The sequence below is a fragment of the Streptomyces sp. NRRL F-2580 genome, from assembly GCF_000720115.1.
Taxonomy (GTDB): Bacteria; Actinomycetota; Actinomycetes; order Streptomycetales; family Streptomycetaceae; genus Streptomyces.
This window is the reverse complement of the sequence record NZ_JOIR01000018.1, coordinates 177690-197824: the sequence shown is the minus strand read 5'-3', so window position 1 is coordinate 197824 and position 20135 is coordinate 177690. Positions and strand designations below refer to the sequence as shown.

The window sequence follows — 20135 nt, the reverse complement described above, 5'->3', positions numbered from 1 at the left end:
GGCAGGTGGGCCCGGATTGTGACGCAGAATTCAGTCACTCGGCACGGAAAACCCGGCGGACCTGCCGATACGCGTGGTATCGGCAGGCCCGGGGATTCCTTTGGTCCGTACTATCGGCCCGTCAGGCCGAGTTGGTGCGGACTCCCAGTGAAGGGGATGCGACTCAGAACGCGAGGTTCCAGGAGTCGATCTTGCCGGTGTCGCCGCCGGCGTTGTCGTTCACACGGAGCTTCCAGGTGCCGTTCGCGACCTCGGAGGAGGCGTTGACGGTGAAGACCTGGTTGATGTTGTCGGTGCTGCCGCCGGCCCGGTTGTGGAGCGTGTAGACGGTGCCGTCCGGAGCCACCAGGTCGACCTTGAGGTCGCCGATGTAGGTGTGGACGATGTTCACGCCGACCTTGAGGGTGGCCGGGGCGTTGCCGGTCACACCGCTGACGGTGATCGGGCTCTCCACGGTGGTGTTGTCACCGATGGTGACGTCCGTGCCGTTCTCGAAGCCCGGGGTGGGCGGGGTCGAGGTGACGGCGGCGACGGTCGCGGCGGCGTCGGCGAGACCGGTGCCGCAGCCGCCGGTGCAGGTGCCGGCCAGCGGACGGGCGTTCGTCTTGATCGCCGACTCGATCTGCGCCGGGGTCAGCGCGGAGTTCGCCGACTTCAGCAGGGCGGCGAGGCCCGCGACGTGCGGGGCGGCCATGCTGGTGCCCTGGTAGGGCTTGTAGGTCTCGGCGCCGGGGGTGGTGGTGCCCGCGTTCAGCGTGGAGAGGATGGCGTTCTCGGGGGTGGTGACGGTGCCGGGCGTGTCGGTGGCGCGGCGGGTCTCACCGCCCGGGGCGGCGACGTCGATGATCGCACCGTAGTTGGAGTAGTACGAGCGGTCGCCGGCGCGGTTGGTCGAGGCGACGTTGATCACGTTGTTGCAGCTGGCGGGCGAGAAGTTCGCCGCGTCCGCGTTGCTGTTGCCGGCCGCGACGACCACGGTGGTACCGCGGGCGACGGCGGCGTTGATGGCGTTCTGGTAGCTGGTGCCGCAGGCGCCCGAGCCGCCGAGGCTCATGTTGATGACCTTGGCCGGGGTGGCGTTGGCCGGGACACCGGCCACGGAGCCGCCGGAGGCCCAGGTGATGGCGTCGACGATGTCCGAGGTGGCGCCGCCGCACTTGCCGAGCACGCGGACGGGCTGGATCTTCGCGCCGTACGCGATGCCGGCGACGCCCTTGGAGTTGTTCGTGGCCGCGGCGATGGTGCCCGCGACGTGGGTGCCGTGCCAGGAGGAGTTGCCGGCCTTGGAGCCGAGGCCGCACTCGCCGTCGGTGGCGTTCCAGTCGCCCTGGTCGGCGGGGTTGTTGTCGCGGCCGTTGCCGTCACGGGCGTCGGCGGCGCTGGAGATGAAGTCGTAGCCCGCGACGATGTTCGGGGCGACGTCCGAGTGGGCGACGTAGCCGGTGTCGATCACGGCGACGGTGACGCCGGAGCCGGTGGTCTTGTCCCAGGCGCCGGGAACGTTCATGCCGGCGGTGGGCTCGAAGAGGTCCCACTGCTTGGCGTACTCGGTGTCGTTCGGGGTGACGGCCTGGGCGTAGGCGCGGGAGTCCGGCTCTACATAGGCGACGTCCGGGTCGGCGCGGAACTGGGCCATCACGTCGGCCGCGTCGGCCGGGGCCACGGTCCCGCCGAGGTTGACCAGGGCGGCTCCGGTGCCGAGGCGGCGGTCGAACTTCGCCTTCTTGCCGGCCTTCTTGCCCTTGGCGGCGGCGTCGTCGGCGGCCGCGGTGTTCGAGCTGGCCTCGGTGGCCGAGGACTTGTACCCGACGATGAGGTTCTGGACGGGCGCCGTGGCGGCGACCGTGGCGGCCGGTGCCGCGCCGGGGTTCTCGACGGCCACGGCCACGGAGGCCGCGGCGGTGGCGGAGCCGGCGAGCAGGGTGACGGACATGGCCACCACGGATATGAGCCGGCGTCTGGAAGCGTGCACGTGTTCCCCTTCGCGGGCCGTTTCCGGGCAGGCCGGAGCGGCCGGTCGGTGCAGTGTGGGAGGTTCCGGCGGCCGCGGGGCCGGGAGCGAGTTGGTCGGTCTCGCCCCGGCCGCCGCCGCACGCCACGTCGTCCCGCCGCAACGGCGAGGCAGGGACAACGGCGTTCCCGGCCCTTCCCCGGACGGTGGGGCCTACACGCCATGTGGGGTTGGCGCGTGAACCGCCCCGTCAGGGGAAGGTCGCCGGTGGGCAGACAGTAGGCAACGCGGCGATGAACTCGATACGGGGAAAACCCTTGTCCGCCCCCTGCCGCATCCCCCGGAGGTCCCTCGGCGGCGGGGAGCGGGAGCGCGGAGCTAGTTCGGCGGGAAGAGTTTGCGGTAATAGGTCCAGCTGGTTTCGTTCGGTTCGCTCCACTTTTCCGGGGCGTGGGCGAATTCGGGATGGTGGTCCGCGATGTACGCGCGGGTGCGCTCGGGGACCTGCGTGTACGCGTCGAGTTTGCGGCCGCGGCAGTGGAAGGTGAGGCCGCCGGGGCGCGCGCCCTGTTCCATCCAGGGCAGCCACGGGGACATCCGTGTCCAGGACATCGTCGAGGGGACGCTCGCCGCGTCCGTGGCCAGCGCCGCCCGGGGGGTGAAGAACTGGAAGAGCTCCAGCGCCCGGTAGGTGTCGTCGGCCGACTGGGCCGGGTACTCCTCGACCGGCAGGGGTGAGGGGTAGGCGAGCGGGATCTCCAGGCTGAAGCAGACCTGGTCGCCCAGGTCGGTCACGGGCACCGGGAACGGCCGCCACCGCTGGTTGGCCGGATCGTTCCAGACGTGGACCACCGGCTTGCCCTCCCAGGTGTCCGTGATCTCCCGGGTCCGGGGGTCCAGGTAGAACGCGGCCTCCCTGGAGAGCAGCTGGTAGCCGCCGATCTCCTCGTCCGGGACGAGGCGGGCGACATTGAGCCCTTCGAAGCCGAAGAGGCGCCGGTAGGGCTCGCCCGGGGCCCAGGAGTGGACGTCACCGGTCCACCAGAACGTGACCTCCTCGCCGTCGAGCGAGGCGCGGGTGCGGGCGAATGCTTGCAGGAGTTCGGCGGGTGTCGCGGCTGATGTCATACGGCTCACTGTGCGCGGTCGCGGTCCGGCCGGGCAAGCGGCCCCACGGACAACCGGAGCCCCCTTCAAGGGGCTTGAGGGGCTGGTGGGGGCCGGTGGGGCCGGTGGTCCGGGGCCGGGCGGAGACCGCCATCCGGATGCCAGGTTGACGACGGTCTCGCCACCGGCGACCGTGACCGCCATGGGGAAAGAACGCCGCCTGCTCACACTCGTCATCTGCCTGGTCCTGGGGGGCGGGCTGACCGCCGCGGTGCTGGGTGCCTCGCGAGCGGCCGGTCCGCACGGGGGGACCGTGGCCGGGCGTCCGGCGCCCTCCGACTACGTGGACATACGTGATGTTCCCCGCGTCCCGACCGCCGCTCCCGCCCCGGGTGCCGACGGATCCGCCGGCTCGGTGGTGGTGGACTGCGGCCGCAACGAGCAGGGCCACTACAACGAGGACAACCTGGTGGTCTCGCCGGGCCTGCGGGCCGGCGCCCACCACACGCACGCGTACGTGGGGAACCTGTCCACGGACGCGATGTCGACCGACGCCTCGCTGGACGCGGCCGCCACGAGCTGCGCGGGCGGCGACCGGTCCACGTACTACTGGCCCGTCCTGCGGCGGCTCGACCGGCCGGGCACGCGCCCCCACGAGCACTCGGCGGGGCACGGGAACGCGGGCGAGATCCTGCCGGAGGTCTCGGTCCTGGTGGAGTTCCGCGGCAGCCCGGTGAGCAAGGTGGTGGCGATGCCGCGCTTCCTGCGCGGGATCACGGGCGACGCCGTCGCCTATACGGCGGGCAGTGACGCCGACGTACGGGCCCGCTGGGGGTGTTCCGGCTCCCCCGACCGGCCGACCACCCGCTACCCGCGCTGCCCCGAGGGCGATAGGGTCACCCGCACCCTGGTGTTCCCGAGCTGCTGGAACGGCATCGACACCGCCGGCGCCGGACACCGCTCGCACCTGCGCTTCCCCGGGACGAACGGGGTCTGCCCGCCGGACTTCTTCCCGGTGCCCGAACTGCGCGTCTCGCTCGCCTACGAGGTCCCCGCGGGGGTGCCGGTGGCGATCGACTCCTTCCCCGAGCAGCGGCACAGCCCGAAGACGGACCACGCGATGTTCGTGAACGCGATGACCGACCGGCAGATGGCCGTGGTCGTCGGCTGCCTCAACGAGGGACGCGCCTGCCGGATCTGAGTGACGCAGGTCACGTGAACCGGACGGGCGCCGGTGGCGTGTTCCGACCGCACCACCCAAGCGAGGAAGACGGAGAGGGTGAGATGGCCGGACCACTGTGGCCCCGCACTCGGCGGGGCTCGACCGACGAGGCACTGATCAAGTCGGTGTACGACGAGCACGGTCACGCCCTGCTCGCGTACGCCACCCGGCTGACCGGGGACCGGGCCGCCGCCGAGGACGTCGTCCAGGAGACGCTCATCCGGGCCTGGCGGCATTCCGAAGTCCTGGTCAACGGAAAGGGTTCGGTGCGCGGCTGGCTGCTCACCGTGGCCCGCAACATCATCACCGACCGCTACCGGGCCAAGGCCGCACGGCCCCCGGAGGTCTCCGGGGCCTCGGCCACTCCCCCGGTGGAGGCGGACCACGCCGACGCGGTGGTGGACAGCATGACGGTCCTGGGCGCCCTCGACCAGCTGTCGCCGGAACACCGTGACGTCCTGAAGGAGTTGTACTACCGGCAGCTCAGCGTGGCGGAGGCGGCCGACACCCTCGGCATTCCGGCGGGTACGGTCAAATCCCGTGCGCACTACGCGCTCAAGGCCCTGCGCGACGTCTTCAGGGACCAACGTTCGAGTGACAGCAGCTTCAGAGACGGAAAACGACAGGGCAGGCCGCCCCAGCAGCCCGCCGGACTGCGTGAGGTGGTGGCATGAACCGGCAGCGGCACGAGGAGGAACTGCTCGGCCCGTACGTGCTCGGCGTCCTGGACGCCGAGGAGGTCCGCCGGATCGAGGAACACATGAGCGGATGCGTGCAGTGCCGGGAGGAGTTGGCCGCGTTGCGCGAGATGGAGGCGGCACTGGGTGAGGTGCCCGAGGAGGCGTTCCTCGACGGGCCGCCGCAGGGCGGGGACCTGCTGCTCCAGCGGACCCTGCGGCAGATGCGCGGTGAGCGGGCCGGTGCGCAGCGCCGGCGCGCGGGGCTCGCGGGCCTGGCCGTGGCGGCCTCCCTGGCCGCCGTGTTCTGGGCCGGAACGCAGCTGGGCGGCGATCCCGACGCCATCGCCCTGCCCGCACCGCCGTCCCCGACGGCGCCGGCGGATCCCTCGCCTCCGGCCGCCGGGACCAAGGTGCTCTCCGCGACCGATCCGGGCACGGGCGCGCGGATGACCGTGCGGATGACGCCGGCGGCGAAGTGGGTGCGGTTGCACGCGGCGGTCACGGGAGTGCCGCAGGGCGAGCGGTGCCGGCTGGTCGTGGTCGCCAAGGACGGTACGCGCACCACCGCGGGCGGCTGGGTCGTCGGCGGCCAGGAGAACGGCGAGGGCAAGGGCGCGTCGCTGGACGGTTCGGCGGCGGTGGACCCGGCGAACGTCAAGGCGGTCCTCGTGGAGAACGAGGCGGGCCGGACGTTCGTGTCCGTTCCGGCCTGACCGGGGCCGGGGTCGGTTCCGGCGTGACCGGGGCCGGTCCCGGTGTGACGGGGGCCGGGATGTGACGGAGCCCGGGAGCATATCCAGCTCCCGGGCTCCTGTGTGCCACCCAATTGCGCACACCGGCACGTTTAAGAGTCGCGGATCATTCTTAGATCGACGTGTTCTACCTTTGAACTACCGCGCCACGAAAGAGGCACAGAGGGGACTTGAACCCCCATCCATCGATGATCGTCCACGCTCGGTCGATCCGGTGTTCGGCGGCGAATACTGAGACTGGAGCGAGAATCTGAGATTTACGGGGCCGCCTCTACCGGCTTGGGCCACCCCGGCACGCAATGCCGGGGGAGGGATTCGAACCCCCAACTGACACCCCTGTTCAGCTTCGACATTCAGTTTCAGCTTGCGCTCTCGCGCACCCCCCGCAGATGTGCGGGGGGAGATTTCGGGGCTACCCGAACAGGTAGCCGAACACCGCGTCCCCGACCCGCTGGTCGGTGACCTCGGCGCTGTTGGCCTCCTCGCGGGCGAACTTGACGGCCTGCTGGAGCTTCTCCACGCGGTCGAGCAGCTCGTTGACCCGGCGGGCGGGCAGCGCTCCGGAGAACTTCACGGTCGTCCAGTACCCGACCGGGACGTCCTCGTAGTAGACCTCGACCTGCGCCGGGTGCTTCTCGGTGGCCTCGGCCTTGACGTGGTTGCGCGGTACCTTCTTGGTGCGGATCGTGCGCACCGGGTCCGTCTTCCAGGAGTCCGTCGACGGGTCGAGGTTCCAGGACTCGGAGGCGTCCAGCACCGGCAGCTTCCGTACGAAGGTGTGCATGTCCGTCAGCTGCTTCTCGAGGAAGAGCAGGTACGGCACGGGCACCTGCGCCAGCAGGACCGTCCCGTCCACGACGACGTCGGCGGCCGCGGTGCGGTTCGCCCAGTCCTTGGTGGCCGTCACGTCGAACAGCCGCGTCAGGGTCCCCGCGGTCGCCCGCAGCACGTCCTCGGCCTTGACCTGCACCCGCGTGGACTCGGGCGGCAGCTGCTCGCCCTCCTCGTCCTTGGGCTGGTAGGTCCGGGAGATGCCGGCCAGCAAGGCGGGCTTCTGGACGTCGTGGTGAGCCTGCGTGAGCTCCTGGAGGGACTTGGACTTGACGCCCTTTTCCACTGCGATGATCTGATTCAGCTTCGGCACGCGATCAAACTAGCAGTCGATTGTCCGATCATTCACTGGGATTTCCGGCACCCCGGCCCTGTCGAGCAGGCGGCGCATGTCCTCGGCGGGGAGCGCCGGGTTGGCCGCGGCCGCACGCGCTGCCGTGGCGGCCTCCGGGTCGGCGTCGGCGAGCAGTTCGCGGATCCGGATGACGGGGAGCCGGGGGTGCCGGGCGGCGTCCGCGCGCGTCTGCGGGTTCCGGCTGAGCCGGTCCAGGAGCTCCGGCTCCAGCCCGGGGTCGCGCAGGGCCAGGCGCCGGCGCACGGGGTCCGGGGAGTCGCCGAAGCGCGCGGCGAGCCCGGCGGCGGGGAAGCCCGGCCGGGTGACGAGCATGCCCACGGCGCGGTGGGTGCCGTGCAGGTAGAGGTCGAGGAGCAGCTCGGGCGGCGGCGCCGGATGGAACTCGGCGAGCAGCAGGCGTACGGCGAAGTCCTCGTCGTGGGCGAGCAGTTCGACCGCGTCGGACGGCAGACCGCGGCAGACCGCGGCGCTGCGCCGCAGCCAGGTGTGCGAGGACCGGGCGCACTCCCGCAGGAAGGCGGCGTCGTCGCGGCGCTCCCACACCCAGTCGAGGGTGGGCAGCCGGTCCTCGGCGTCGACCGTGAAGTCGATGGCGACGCGCTCGGGCTCGCTCAGTTCGGGGCGGGCGGAGACATGGAGCCGGACCAGCGGGTCCGGGTCGACGGCCAGCCGCGCCACCAGGTCGCGCGGGAGCGAGGGGTTGCCCGCGATCGCCGCGAGCCGTACGCCCTCCGCGATGACGCGTTCGGCGAGTTGCCGGGTGAGCCGGCCCTTCGCCAGGACCTCGCCCACCCGCCACGCCTCCCCCAGCCGGTCGACCAGCCAGGCGGTCCGCTCCTCGTCCTCCTGGCAGACCTGCAGGGCCGCGGCCTGCCGCACGTCCGGGTCCTCGTCGTGGAGCAGCCGCTCCCGGGCCTCCTCCGGGAGCCGGTCCCAGGCGCGGCAGGCCGCCTGCCGGAACAGCGGTTCCCCGTGGTCCGCGAGTCCCGCCAGGACGTGGGCGGGCGTCCCGCCCCACGTGACCAGTTCCTGGCGCACCAGGGCTTTGGGATGCTTCAGCAGCCGCTCGTACGCCCAGTCGGGCAGCGGTGCCACACGCTGCCGGTAGGGCATGGGGCCCATCGCGAGGGTGAGGTGGACCGACGGGTGCGGGTCGTCGACGAGCCGGGCGCGCTGGTCGGGGTCGGCGCCGCCGTTCTCGGCGAAGGCGATCCGGACGCGGCGGTCCGGGTGGACCAGGACGGCCTCGATCACCTCATGCGGAAGAACCTCGCGCCCCGCAACCGCTTGTCGCACCCACTCGTCTTCGTGACCGAGCAGCCGCAGCAGCACGTCCGCCGGTGCGGCCCTGTTCCCCACGAGCCCGTGCAGCAGCCCCGTCCGGCGATCGCCCATGTCCGATTCCCCCGTTGATCCGAAGCGGGCAGCGTAACAAGGAAGCCCACAGCCGGACCGATCATCACATTGCGGTCCATGACATCCTGTGACGTCACAACTCGCCGGACGGAATCGGCGGACGTCCGGGGAATATGGGGAAGGTCGATGAGGCTCTGCTTCCTGGTGGAGGAGCACTACCGCCACGACGGCATGCCGAACGAGGTGATCGGGCAGCTGACGGCGTGGGGGCACCGGGTGGACGTGGTGCGGCCGGGCGGCTCGCTGCTGCGCATGTCCGAGGCCGTGGACACGGGGTCGCACGACGCCTGGGTGCTCAAGACCGTCTCCGGCGGCCCGGGGCTCACCCTGCTCGAAGCCGCGGCGGCGGCCGGGATGACCACCGTCAACGACGCCCGGTCCATCCGGGGCGTACGGGACAAGGCGCTGGCCGCCGCCATCGGGCGCGGCAGCGGGCTGCCGCTGCCGACCACGTACGCGGTGGCCTGTCCCGAACTGCTCAGGGAGGTACCGGCGGCGGAGTACCCGCTCGTCGTCAAGCCGGCCGACGGCAGCTCCGGACGGGCCGTGCGCCTGGTGTCCTCGCCGGAACAGCTGGAGACGATGCTCCCCGTGCTCGCGGGCGAGGGCATGCTGATCGCCCAGCCGTACGTACCCAACTCGGGCACCGACATCAAGGTGTACGGGGTCGGCGGCGAGCTGTTCGCGACCGAGCGCTGCTCCCCGCTGCACCCGGACCCCTCGGTGCGGGAGCGCCGGGTGCCGCTGTCGGCCGAGGTGGCGGCGATCGCCGCGCAGGTCGGGGCGGTCTACGGGCTGGACCTGTACGGGGTGGACGTGCTGCTGGGCCCGGACGGGCCGGTGGTCGTCGACGTGAACGACTTCCCGAGCTTCCGTCAGGTGCCGGACGCGGCGGCGCGGGTGGCCCGGGCGGTGCTGGAGCTGGCGCGGACGGGCGGCGGCCGCCCGGCGCAGTCTCAGGCGACCGCACCGCAGCCCGCGTCCACGGCCCCACCGGCACCCGCGGCGCTGCCGTTCCCGACGCTGCCCGTCTCGATTCCGGCGCAGGTGTCCGCGAGGGCGGGCGAGAGCATATGAGGATCGGCCTGATCACCCCGGACCCCGGGCATCCGCTGCTGGCGGGGGCCGCCGCGCTGCTGGCTGCGGACCATGTCGTCGAAGCGCTCGATCCGACCCCGACCGGGGACGCGCCGGTGCCGGTGCCCCGGCGGCCGGCCGATGTGTACCTGCTCAAGTCGGGTACCCCGCACGCGGTGGGGCTCGCGCGGGAGCTGGAGCAGCGGGGCGCCGCCGTGCTGAACTCCGCGGGGGCCACCGCGCTGTGCCAGGACCGGACGGAGATGGCGGGACTCGCCCTGCGGGCCGGGCTTCCCTTCGCCGCGACCCGTACCGTCGGCTCCTTCTCGGAGTGGGCGTGCGGGTCCCCCCTCGCCGCGCCGGTGGTGGTCAAGAGCCGGCACAACCGCAAGGGCGACCTTGTCGCCCGCGCCGACGACACCGCGGAGCTGCGCGAGTTGGCGCGGGCTTGGCCCCGGGAGCCGGTCGTGGTGCAGGAGTACGCGCCCAACAGCGGCTGGGACCACAAACTGTGGGCCATCGGGGAGCAGGTCTTCGCGGCCCGGCGCCGCTCCGAGCTCTCCCCCGGCGGGCGGGGCCCCGACCTGCCGCTGTCCCCGGAGGAACTGCCGTCCGGATGGGCCGGTCTGGTGCGCGAGGTGGGTGCGGTGTTCGCGCTGGACGTCTTCGGTGTGGACATCATCGACACCGGCGGCGGCACGCCGCTGATCGTCGACATCAACGCCTTCCCGGGCGTCCGCGGCCAGTCCGAAGCCCCGGCAGCCCTCGCGTCCTTGACCCTGCGCCGAGCGGCGGACCGCCCTTCGCCCTGGGCGCCCGCATGGCGTTCATGAGGGCGGACCGCCGCAACAGGAAGCGGCGCCCGTAGCCGGGACAGGGGCTTGACCTCAAGTGAGGTTCAGGTTGGAGGCTTCTTCGTGTGCCGCTGGCCGTACGGCAGCGCAGCACTTCACACGTTGGAGGAAGTCTCATGTCGAGCAGCGTCGTTCCGAACTCCCGCCCCGCCGTTCCCACCGCACCCTCGGTTCGTCGTTCCGGCCTGGCCTGGTGGAAGGTGCTGGTCGCCGGCGCGGTCGGCGCGGCCGTGGTCAATCTGATCGTTCTTGCCGTCGCCAAGCTGGCCGGTGCCTCGCTCGTCGTCGTCGACGCGGGCGAAGAGCACGCGATCACGGTCGGGGGCGTCATCGGGGCCTCCGTCGTCCCGTTGGTCGTCGGGACGGGCGCCGCCCTCTTGCTGGCCCTGTGGAAGCCGGTCTTCCTGCGGATCGCGCCGTTCGTGGGCGGCGGGCTGGCGCTGTTGTCGGTCACCGGCCCGCTGTCGTCCGGCGCCGACGGCGGCACGGTCGCGGCCCTGGCCCTCATGCACATCACCCTCGGCGTGGCCGTCGTCACCGCCCTGGAGCTCCACCGCCGTCGGCGTTGAGCCCGCCTTCTCGGTCCGCCCCGAACGGCGCCCTGAACCTCGCGGCTCCGGTTCGGAGCGGACGCGCGCGGCCGGACGGGGGAATGCGCGGGGTGCGGCGGCCCCGGGGCGGTGTCGTGGCGGGGGGCGCGGGTGGGCGCGGTGAGGATCGGGGGATGGGCGTCGTCCTGCCGGTCCTCTTCGCGCTGTTCGCGGCGCTCAGCAACGCGCTCGCCACCGTGCTCCAGCGGCGGGCGGCGCTCACCGTGCCGCAGAGCGACGGCTTCCGCTTCGGCCTGGTCCTCGACCTGCTGCGGCGGCCGGTGTGGGTCGGCGGGATCCTGGCCGTGATCGCCGCCGGGGTCGGGCAGGCCGTCGCGCTGGCCACGGGTGCGCTCTCCCTGGTACAGCCGCTGTTCGTGCTGGAGCTGCCGCTGGCCCTGCTGATCGCCTCGCTGGTGGCGCGTCAGCGGCTGCCGGGGGCGTTGTGGCTGGCCGTGGCGGGGGTGGTGGCGGGGCTCGGGATCGCGCTGGTGGCCGCCTCGCCCCAGGGCAACCGTACGGACGTGCCGGCCGCGCGCTGGGCGGTGGCCCTGACGGCCTGCGCGGTCGTCGTGGCCCTGCTGGCCGTGGCCGGACTGCGCCGCCCGCCCGGCCGCGCGCGGGCCGGCTGCCTCGGTGCGGCCACCGCCGTCTGCTACGCGCTCACCGCCGCCCTGATGAAGTCCTCGGTGCACGTCCTCGACGACGCCGGCCTCGGCGCGTTCCTGACCTCCTGGGAGACGTACGCATTCGGCGCGAGCGGGATCTGCGCCCTGCTGTTGCTCGAACACGCCATGCAGGGCGGGCCGCTGGTCGCCTCGCAGCCCGCGCTGACCCTCGGCGACGCGAGCATCAGCATCGCGCTGGGCGTGGTGCTCTACGAGGAACACCTGCGGTCGGGCTGGTGGTTGCTCCCCCAGCTGCTGGGCATCGCCCTGATCGGCACGGGGGTGCTGGCCCTCGCCCGGGCCGGGGACGGCGCGCCCTGACGACGGGTAGCGTGCCGGTCAGTCGAGCGGAGGGCGGGAGCCATGCGAGCGGTGGTCTTCGAACGGTACGGCGAGCAGGCCGAGGTCAGGGACCTGCCGGAGCCGCGGCCGGCGGCGGGCGGGGTGGTGGTGCGGGTGGAGGCCACCGGACTGTGCCGCAGCGACTGGCACGGGTGGATGGGGCACGACCCGGACATCGTGCTGCCGCACGTGCCCGGGCACGAACTGGCGGGCGCGGTCGAGGCGGTGGGGGCCGGAGTCTCGAACTGGCGGGTCGGCGACCGCGTCACGGCGCCGTTCGTGTGCGCGTGCGGCAGCTGCGCCGACTGCGCGGCGGGCGACCACCAGGTCTGCGCGCGGCAGACGCAGCCCGGGTTCACCCACTGGGGGTCATTCGCCGAGTACGTGGCCCTGGACCATGCCGACGTGAACCTGGTGGCGGTGCCCGAGGAACTCTCGTACGCCACGGCGGCCGGGCTCGGCTGCCGGTTCGCGACGGCCTTCCGGGCGGTGGTGGCGCAGGGCAGGGTCGCGGCGGGCGAGTGGGTCAGCGTGTACGGCTGCGGCGGGGTGGGCCTCTCCGCCGTGATGATCGCGGCGGCGGCCGGGGCGCGGGTGGTCGCCGTCGACACGGCGCCGGGGGCGCTGGAGCTGGCACGGAAGTTCGGCGCCGTGCACGGCGTGGACGCCACGGCCTGCGCCGACACCGCGCAGGCGGTGCGGGAGTTGACCGGTGGGGGCGCACACCTCTCGCTCGACGCGCTCGGGTCGCCGGCGACGGCCGCCGCGTCGATCAGCGGCCTGCGCCGCCGGGGCCGGCACGTGCAGGTGGGGCTGCTTCCGGCGGCGGCCGGCGCGGCGGTCCTGCCGATGGACCGGGTGATCGGCTGGGAGCTGGCGGTCCTCGGGAGCCACGGAATGGCGGCGCACGCCTACCCGCCGATGATGGAGCTGGTCCGGGGCGGGGCGCTGCGCCCGGACCTGCTCGTCACCTCGACGATCCCGCTGGACGCGGCCCCGGCGGCGCTGGCCGCGATGGGTACGTCGCCGGGGCGCGGGGTCACGATCATCCTGCCGGGGGCGTCGACGCGTGGCTGAGCTACGATCGCCCGACCCGAACGGACGGACCGTACGGCGAGGGCGGGCGGTGGGCATGGGCTCCGGAAACCGAGTGGCGGGCGCCGTGACCGTGGCGCTGGCGGGCGCCCTGATGCTGGTCGGCTGCTCCGGCGGCGCGGCCGGACCGGACGCCGGGAAGCCCGGCGCTCCGGCCCCGGACTCCACCCCCGCGACCGCCCCGCCGGCTCCCTCCCCCTCGGAGCCGGCGACCGCGCAGCCGTCCGCCCCGGCCGGGGCGCCGACCGCGCAGGCGAGGCCTTCGGCCACGGGCGGACCGGCGCCGAAGCGCACCCCCGCGGGTCCGTCGGAGATCCCGCAGAACCCCAACCGGGGCCCCAACCCGCCGCCGGCGCCCGACCGACCGCCGCCGGCGAGCTGGAAGCCGACGCCCTTCGACCCGAAGGACCCGTCGATCCCGAACTACACGGTGCCGCCGCCCATGCGGTAGCCCACCCCCTAGGGCTGCCCGGGCAGGGGCGCCCGCGCGTACTTGCCCGACAGGAGGTGGCCGGCCCCCGGGGCCACGGCGTCCAGGTCCAGGGCCCGCAGCAGCTGGTGGGCGGTGCAGACCGCCGCGGAGACGACCGGCTTGCCCAGGAGCTGTTCGGCCTCCTCGATGGCGCCCAGGGACGGCATCTGCACGCAGGCGGAGAGCACCACGGCGTCGGCGTCCGAGTACTCCAGCGCCCGCGCGAGCCCCGGCAGCCGGGCCGGGTCGTGGGCGGCGACGTCGAGGTTGTCGGGGATTTCGAGGGCCTCGTAGTCGAGGACCTCGATGCCCTCGTACGTGAGGTAGTCCACGACGGTCCGCGTGAGCGGGCGCATGTAGGGGGCCAGCAGCGCGATCTTCCTGGCGCCGATGGTGTGCAGTCCGTGGACGAGGGCTCCGGCGCTGGTGACGACGGGGGCGGGGGCTCCGTTCTCCACGGTACGAAGGTGCAGGCGCTCCTCGGAGGTGCGGTGGTAGCCGAGGCCCATGCTCATGATGGCGACGAGGCAGGCGTAGCCGAGTACGTCGACCCGGGCGTCGGACAGTTCCGCGGCGCAGCGGTCGGAGTCCGCGTCCATGGCCCTGAGCTGTTCCGGGGTCACGTGGGTCATGCGCATCCGGCTGGAGTGCAAGGTGAAGCGCTCGTCGGGTGCGATGGCCTGGCGGGCCCGGAGGATGGCCGGGACCTCGGTTTCCATGGTGACGTTGGAGCTCGGCACGATCTGGCCGATGCGGTAGGTGCGCGGTGCCACTGGGTGCTCCTCAGCGGGCGTCGACGACGGGGTTGGTCAGGGTGCCGATCAGCTCGACGGTGGCTTCCACCGTGTCGCCGGGGGTGAGGAACTCCGGCGGGACCATGCCGGCGCCGACGCCGGAGGGCGAGCCCGTCGCGATGACGTCGCCGGGTTCCAGGGTCATGCCGGAGCTGATGTCGGCGATGAGGCGGGCGATCGGGAAGAGCATGTGGCGGGTGTTCGACTTCTGCTTGGTGACGCCGTTGACGCGCAGCGAGAGGTCGAGTGCCATGGGGTCGCGGATCTCGTCGCGCGTCACGATGACCGGGCCGAAGGGCGCGTAGGAGTCCTGGCCCTTGGAGAAGAACCACTGGCCGGAGCGGCGCTGGTCGCGGGCGCTGATGTCGTTGATGATGCTGAAGCCGAAGATGTGGTCGTACGCGTCCTCCTCGCTCACCCGGTGGGCGGTGCGGCCGATGACGACGGCGAGTTCGCACTCCCAGTCCAGCTGGGTGGTCAGGTCGGCGTTGTGCAGGATCGGCTGGCCGGGGCCGGTGACGGCGGTTGCGGGCTTGCCGAAGAGGACCGGGCGCGGCGGCAGGTCCTTGTCGGTGTCGAGGCTGCGGCTGGACTCCTCGACGTGCTCGATGTAGTTGAGGCCCACACCGATGATCTTGCCGGGGCGCAGCGGGGCGCGCAGGGTCACGTCCTCCAGCCGGTGGACGGCGCCGGCGAGCGGTCCGGCGGGGTCGGCGGCGAGCAGCTGCCGGGCCGCTTCCTGCGCGGCCGGGCCGGCCTGGACGAAGGACAGCAGGTCGTGCGGGAGCCGCACGCCGGCGTGGTCGGCCAGGACCGCGAGGTCGAGGACGAGGCCGTCGGCCTCGACGCCCAGGCGTTCGGTGGTGTCGTCGGGGCTGTGGGTGAAGGTCAGCAAGCGCATGCGGGGCTCCTCGTGGGTCAGGCGGCGGTGACGGGCTGGTGCCCGGCGTTGTCGGCGTACGCCTCTTCCCGGTGGAAACCGAGCGAGCGCATGACGGGGAAGTCGTTGAAGGAGAAGAGGCAGGCGTCCTCGGTCTGGTCGAGGTTGTGGTGCTCGTGCCAGGCCCAGGAGGGGACGCAGAAGATGTCGCCCTGCTTCCACTCGAAGCGCTGTCCGGCGATCACCGAGACTCCGCGGCCCTTGGCGGCCGTGTAGATCACGGAGCCGGTGTGGCGGTGGGCGAGGGTGGCCTGGCCGGGGCGCAGCAGCTGCATGTGGGCGCCCATGGTGGGCATGACCGGGCCGCCCGTCACCGGGTTGGTGTACTCGGCGATGACCCCGTCGTACGGGGAGCCCTCGCTCGCCTTGGCGAGCCCGCGCAGGGCCTCGTACGTGGACTCCCAGGGGTAGGCGAGCAGCGGCGAGTAGGGCCGGGTCCACTTCTCCACCCCGTACGGCAAGAGGTTCGCTCCGTAGGTCAGGACCGAGGAGTTGATGACCTTCCCCGGGGTCTGGTACAGGTCGGGGTGGACCTCGTAGAACCCGGCGTCCAGGGCGTTGACCAGCGGGATGTCGAGTCCGTCCTGCCAGATGACGGGCCCGTCCTCGGCGTCGTTGCCGTGCTCGTGCCAGGTGCCGTTCGGGGTGATCGCGAAGTCGCGGGGGCCGACCTTCAGCTTCTGCCCGTCGACGATCGTCCAGGCGCCGGTGCCCTCGTGGACGAAGCGCAGGGCGGCGGCCTGGTGGCGGTGGGCGGTCATCGCCTCGCCGGGTCCCATGATCTGCAGGCCGGTGTAGAGGAGTCCCGCGGCGGCGCTGACGTCCTTGCGGCCCGGGTTGACGAGCATGACGACGCGGCGGCCGGCGTCGTCGCCCTTGACGAGGCCGAGGGCCTTGAGGACGTGGGGGCGCAGTTCGTCGTAGTGCCACAGCACGGGCACGGACTTGGGCTGCGGGTACCAGGGCTCGATGTCGTTGGCCACGGTCCACAGGGCGCCGGCGTCGAGGGCGCCGAGCTCTTCGTAGTACGCGGTGAGCTCGGGGGTATCGGACACCCGGGCGCGGCCGAGCATGGTGTCGTCCTGCTCGATGGTCATACGTCCTCCTCAGGGGTGGCGGTGTCGGTGAAGGGGGCCGGGGGCACGGTGAAGGTCACGGGCAGCCGGGGGCGGTTGTCGACTTCGAGGCGGAAGATGTCGAAGCGGTTGTAGTGGCCGGTGATGTCGTGCATCTGCTTCGGCTGGATGCACCGGGCCAGGTCGATCTCGCCGTAGACGATGCCCTCGTCGTCCACGAGGGGTTCGGTGACCGGGCGGCCGTCGGGGCCGAAGATCCCCGACAGGGCGCTGCGGGGACGGGTGAACTGCTTGCGCAGTTCCTCGTCGTCCCCGGCGATCCGGTCGACGATCTCCGGGGAGATCGTCGAGCAGGCGACGACGGAGAAGACCTTGCCCTCGAAGCTGTGGGCGGCGGTGCGGACGGCGATCGCGTCGGCCATGTCGTAGTCGGCGGGGGCGACGGGCAGGGCGATGTAGCAGGAGGCGTGGACGAGTTCGCCCTGCGCGAGAAGGGTGAAGCGGGCCAGGGTGTTGGTGTTCTCGCCGCAGGCGAGCGCGCCGAGGGGGCCGACGGGTGTGTCGTGGACGACGAGTGAGCTGCCGTCGCCGCCGGTCCAGGTGAGCTTCTCGGCCCAGGTCGGCACCAGTTTGCGGTGGACGCCGAGGAGGGCTCCGTCGGGCCCGATGGTCAGCAGGGTGTTGTAGAGGACGCCGAGGCTGTGCGGGGCGCGCTCGTTGACGCCGATGACGAGGACGATGCCGTGCTGGCGGGCCGCCGCGCGCAGGGCGTCGACGTGCGGGCCGGGGATGTCTACGGAGGCCCGCTGGAGCCGCTCGAACCAGGGGGAGCCCTGGACCGGGTTCATCGTCCAGTTCCAGTAGGGGTAGCCCGGGACGAACACCTCGGGGAAGACGACGAGTTCGGCCCCGTTGGCCGCGGCCTCGGCGATCAGGGCGACGGCCTTGTCGACGGTGGCGGCGGGGTCGAGGTAGACGGGTGCGGCCTGGACGGCCGCCGCCGTGAAACGGGGCAGGTTCTCCCTGTCCATGGGCATGGGGACCTCCGGCTATCGGGGGACGGGGGCGGGCGCCGGGGCCGCGGCGCGCGGCAGCCAGCGGCGGTGGGCGGAGGCGGCGGGCTGCCGCAGGAGTTCGAGGCGGGGCGGGATCCGGTCGGTGCGGGCCGACGGGGGCCGGCCGCTGCCCGCCCGCCAGGCGCGGGCCCAGGGCGCGGCCGGGCCCTGGTAGCCCTGGGCCGCGGCGGCGTGCAGGGTCCACAGCGGGTCGTGGATCTGCGCGCGGCCGACGCCGCACAGGTCCGCCCGGCCGGCCAGGATGATCGAGTTCACGTCGTCGTACGTGGAGATCGCGCCGACGGCGATGGTGGGGATGCCCGTGGCGTTGCGGATCAGGTCCGCGTACGGAGTCTGGTAGCTGCGGCCGTAGCGGGGCCGCTCGTGGGAGACGACCTCGCCGGTGGAGACGTCGACGGCGTCGGCGCCCGCCTCGGCGAGCGCGCGGGCGATCGCGACCGCGTCGGCCTCGCTGGTGCCGCCCTCGGCCCAGTCGGCGGCGGAGATCCGCACGAGCAGCGCCTTGCCGGCCGGCCACACCTCCCGTACGGCGCGCAGCACTTCGAGCGGCAGCCGCAGCCGGCCGTCGAGGTCGCCGCCGTACTCGTCGGTCCGCAGGTTGGTCAGCGGGGACAGGAAGCCGGAGAGCAGGTGGCCGTGGCCGTACTGGAGTTCCAGCGCGTCGAAGCCGGCCCGGTCGGCGCGCCGGGCGGCGCTCACGAAGTCCCGTACGAGAGCGTCCATGTCGGCCCGGTCGGCCTCGCGCGGCTCCGGGCTCCGCTCGTCCCAGGCCAGCGGGGAGGCGGCGAACGGCTGCCGGTCGTGCGCGGCCGCGCGGCGTCCGGCGTGCGTGAGCTGGATGCCGAGGCAGGTGTCGGACTGGCCGTGGACGAAGTCGGTGATGCGTCGCCAGGCCGCTTCCTGTTCGTCGTTCCACAGGCCGGGGCAGCCGGGGGTGGCCCGGCCGTCGGCGCTGACGGCCGTCATCCCGGCGAGGACCAGGCCGGCGCCGCCGAGGGCCTGCGTACTGAGGTGGACGAGGTCGAAGTCGCCGGGGACGCCCTCGCGCGCGGTGTGCAGGGCGGTGGGCGGTACGACGACCCGGTTGCGCAGCAGCAGTCCGCCGAGCGGGTAGGGCCGGAACATCGGGGGCACGGTCGAGGAGCGGTTGACCGCGGTGGTGAACTTCTCGTCGCGCACGCGCAGGTTGTCGTAGGTGACGCGGCGGCTGCGGGTCAGGAGGTTGAACGCGAACTGGTGCGGGTCCTGGCCGGTGTAGCGGTCGATGTGCTCGAACCACTCCAGGCTGGCCTGGGCCGCGCGCTGGGTGGACTCCACCACCGGCTTGCGCTCGTCCTCGTACGCGGCGAGCGCGCTCGGCACGTCCGGGTGTTCGTGCAGGCTGGCGGCGAGGACGAGGGCGTCCTCCATCGCGAGCTTGGTGCCGGAGCCGATGGAGAAGTGCGCGGTGTGGGCGGCGTCCCCGAGGAGGACGATGTTCTCGTGGCGCCAGGTGCGGTTGCGGACCGTGGTGAAGCGGAGCCACTTGGAGTTGTTGGGCAGGAGGCGGTGCCCGTCGAGGTGGTCCGCGAGGAGTTCCTCGCAGCGCCGGATGCTGTCCTCGTCGCTGGTGCCCGGCGGGTGGTCGAGGGCGGCGAACTCCTCGAAGCCGGCGCGCCGCCACGCCTCCTCCTCCATCTCCACGATGAAGGTGGAGCGGGTGGCGTCGTACGGGTACGCGTGCACCTGGAGGGTGCCGAAGTCGTGCTCGTCGACGATGAACGTGAAGGCTTCGAAGACCTTGTCCGTACCCAGCCACATGTAGCGGCCGCTGCGTTCGTCGAGGTCGGTGCCGAAGGTGTCGGCGTAGGCGGCGCGGGTGGCCGACCGCACGCCGTCGCACGCCACCACCAGGTCGTACGCCACGGCGAGTTCGGCGGCGGGCGGGGCCTGCGTGCGGTAGCGGACGTCCACGTCCAGCGCGGCGCAGCGCTCCTGGAGGATCCGCAGCAGGTGGCGGCGGCCGAGGGCGGCGAAGCCGTGGCCGCCCGAGGTGAGGGTGGAGCCCCGGTATCGGACGTCGATGTCGGCCCAGCGGGCGAACTCGGCCGACATGGCCGCGTGGATCTCGCGGTCGGCCTGGGCGATGCCGTCGAGGGTCTCGTCGGAGAAGACGACGCCGAAGCCGAAGGTGTCGTCGGGGGCGTTGCGTTCCCAGACGGTGACCTCCCAGTGCGGGGAGAGCTGCTTGGTGAGGGCCGCGAAGTACAGTCCGCCGGGCCCTCCTCCTATGACTGCGACGCGCACGCCGTACCTCCAGGTGAGTGCGCTGACTGCGCGCGGGTGGTGAGTAGTTCGGGTTCCTGCGGCCCCGCCGCGTCCAGCCGTTCCCGTACGTCGGCGGGCCAGGGGGTGGACCCCGTCGCGTGGGCGGCCGAGTGGGCGATGACCATGCGGCCGGTGGCCGCCTCCGCGCCCTGTTCGCCGCGCACGGTGAAGGCGTAGTGCAGGGAGGCCGAACCGACCTTCGTGACCGTCAGCTCGGTGCGTACCGCCTCCCCGAACCAGAGCCGGGCCCGGTAGTCGGCCTCGAAGTGGACCCGGGGCGTGCTGCCGAACAGGTGGGCCAAGCCGAGGCGGTGGAGCAGGACGGCCTCGGCCGCCTCGACCCAGCGCACGACGGTGGAGTGGTGGTAGTGGCCGGCCGCGTCGGTGTCGGTCCACTCGACGCGGCGTTCGACGATGACGCTGGGCGGCGCGGACGGGGCCGGTACCGGTACCGGCTGGGCGCGCGTCGGCTCGGCCGGTGCCGACCGGCCCGGTGTCGCCGGGCCGGGTCTCACCGCGTCGGGTCTCGC

18 protein-coding genes and 1 pseudogene are annotated in these 20135 nt (G+C 72.9%); 9 read left to right on the top strand and 10 right to left on the bottom strand.

Features of this window, described 5'->3' with window-relative positions:
* Positions 1-163 precede the first annotated feature (163 nt).
* Together IF88_RS0121765 and IF88_RS0121760 are read right to left on the bottom strand one after the other, a co-directional pair.
* Entirely contained in the window at positions 164-1933 is a 1770-nt protein-coding gene (locus tag IF88_RS0121765) for a S8 family peptidase (RefSeq protein ID WP_030714876.1), read from the bottom strand.
* A gap of 396 nt (positions 1934-2329) precedes the next feature.
* A complete protein-coding gene (locus IF88_RS0121760; RefSeq protein ID WP_030714873.1) occupies positions 2330-3079 on the bottom strand; it encodes a DUF1838 family protein in 750 nt (249 codons plus the stop codon).
* A 181-nt stretch (positions 3080-3260) separates the two neighbouring features.
* Between IF88_RS0121760 and IF88_RS0121755 the strand changes: the two genes are divergently transcribed.
* The 3 genes from IF88_RS0121755 to IF88_RS0121745 all read left to right on the top strand — a co-directional run bounded on the left by IF88_RS0121755 (position 3261) and on the right by IF88_RS0121745 (position 5673).
* Complete coding sequence (locus IF88_RS0121755) at positions 3261-4259, top strand: DUF1996 domain-containing protein (RefSeq protein WP_030714870.1); 999 nt, start codon at positions 3261-3263, stop codon at positions 4257-4259.
* 83 nt (positions 4260-4342) lie between these two features.
* Positions 4343-4954 (top strand): sigma-70 family RNA polymerase sigma factor, encoded by a 612-nt coding sequence (locus IF88_RS0121750; RefSeq protein ID WP_030714867.1) that lies wholly within the window; start codon positions 4343-4345, stop codon positions 4952-4954.
* Positions 4951-5673, top strand: coding sequence for an anti-sigma factor family protein (locus IF88_RS0121745; protein WP_030714863.1), 723 nt, complete (start codon positions 4951-4953; stop codon positions 5671-5673). Before IF88_RS0121750 ends, IF88_RS0121745 begins: the two co-directional genes overlap by 4 nt.
* 451 nt (positions 5674-6124) lie before the next feature.
* On the opposite strand, the gene IF88_RS0121740 is transcribed toward IF88_RS0121745, so the two are convergent.
* Both IF88_RS0121740 and IF88_RS0121735 read right to left on the bottom strand, forming a co-directional pair.
* A complete protein-coding gene (locus IF88_RS0121740) occupies positions 6125-6856 on the bottom strand; it encodes a hypothetical protein (protein WP_030714860.1) in 732 nt (243 codons plus the stop codon).
* A gap of 9 nt (positions 6857-6865) precedes the next feature.
* Entirely contained in the window at positions 6866-8293 is a 1428-nt protein-coding gene (locus IF88_RS0121735) for a hypothetical protein (RefSeq protein ID WP_037806535.1), read from the bottom strand.
* Between the two features lie 147 nt (positions 8294-8440).
* Between IF88_RS0121735 and IF88_RS0121730 the strand changes: the two genes are divergently transcribed.
* The 6 genes from IF88_RS0121730 to IF88_RS0121705 all read left to right on the top strand — a co-directional run bounded on the left by IF88_RS0121730 (position 8441) and on the right by IF88_RS0121705 (position 13391).
* A complete protein-coding gene (locus tag IF88_RS0121730) occupies positions 8441-9391 on the top strand; it encodes an ATP-grasp domain-containing protein (protein WP_030714854.1) in 951 nt (316 codons plus the stop codon).
* Complete coding sequence (locus IF88_RS0121725) at positions 9388-10224, top strand: ATP-grasp domain-containing protein (RefSeq protein ID WP_037806533.1); 837 nt, start codon at positions 9388-9390, stop codon at positions 10222-10224. Before IF88_RS0121730 ends, IF88_RS0121725 begins: the two co-directional genes overlap by 4 nt.
* A gap of 137 nt (positions 10225-10361) precedes the next feature.
* A complete protein-coding gene (locus IF88_RS0121720) occupies positions 10362-10814 on the top strand; it encodes a DUF6069 family protein (protein WP_051837282.1) in 453 nt (150 codons plus the stop codon).
* 155 nt (positions 10815-10969) lie between these two features.
* Positions 10970-11824, top strand: coding sequence for a DMT family transporter (locus IF88_RS0121715; RefSeq protein WP_030714845.1), 855 nt, complete (start codon positions 10970-10972; stop codon positions 11822-11824).
* A 42-nt stretch (positions 11825-11866) separates the two neighbouring features.
* The gene (locus IF88_RS0121710; RefSeq protein WP_030714842.1) at positions 11867-12922 is read left to right on the top strand and encodes a zinc-dependent alcohol dehydrogenase family protein; all 1056 of its coding nucleotides are present in this window, start codon (positions 11867-11869) and stop codon (positions 12920-12922) included.
* Complete coding sequence (locus IF88_RS0121705; protein ID WP_158754496.1) at positions 12915-13391, top strand: hypothetical protein; 477 nt, start codon at positions 12915-12917, stop codon at positions 13389-13391. Before IF88_RS0121710 ends, IF88_RS0121705 begins: the two co-directional genes overlap by 8 nt.
* An 8-nt stretch (positions 13392-13399) precedes the next feature.
* On the opposite strand, the gene IF88_RS0121700 is transcribed toward IF88_RS0121705, so the two are convergent.
* The 6 genes and pseudogenes from IF88_RS0121700 to IF88_RS48000 form a co-directional block, all read right to left on the bottom strand.
* Entirely contained in the window at positions 13400-14131 is a 732-nt protein-coding gene (locus IF88_RS0121700; RefSeq protein WP_051837305.1) for an Asp/Glu racemase, read from the bottom strand.
* Between the two features lie 64 nt (positions 14132-14195).
* Positions 14196-15107, bottom strand: coding sequence for a fumarylacetoacetate hydrolase family protein (locus IF88_RS0121695; RefSeq protein ID WP_030714833.1), 912 nt, complete (start codon positions 15105-15107; stop codon positions 14196-14198).
* 17 nt (positions 15108-15124) lie between these two features.
* A complete protein-coding gene (locus IF88_RS0121690) occupies positions 15125-16243 on the bottom strand; it encodes a cupin domain-containing protein (RefSeq protein WP_030714830.1) in 1119 nt (372 codons plus the stop codon).
* Complete coding sequence (locus IF88_RS0121685; RefSeq protein WP_030714827.1) at positions 16240-17259, bottom strand: carbon-nitrogen hydrolase family protein; 1020 nt, start codon at positions 17257-17259, stop codon at positions 16240-16242. Before IF88_RS0121685 ends, IF88_RS0121690 begins: the two co-directional genes overlap by 4 nt.
* A 12-nt stretch (positions 17260-17271) precedes the next feature.
* On the bottom strand, positions 17272-19584 hold the full coding sequence (locus IF88_RS0121680; RefSeq protein ID WP_030714824.1) for an FAD-dependent monooxygenase: 2313 nt from the start codon (positions 19582-19584) through the stop codon (positions 17272-17274).
* Positions 19566-19967, bottom strand: a pseudogene (locus IF88_RS48000) (acyl-CoA thioesterase); the annotation flags it as partial. The gene IF88_RS0121680 and the pseudogene IF88_RS48000, both read right to left, overlap by 19 nt.
* Positions 19968-20135 lie beyond the last annotated feature (168 nt).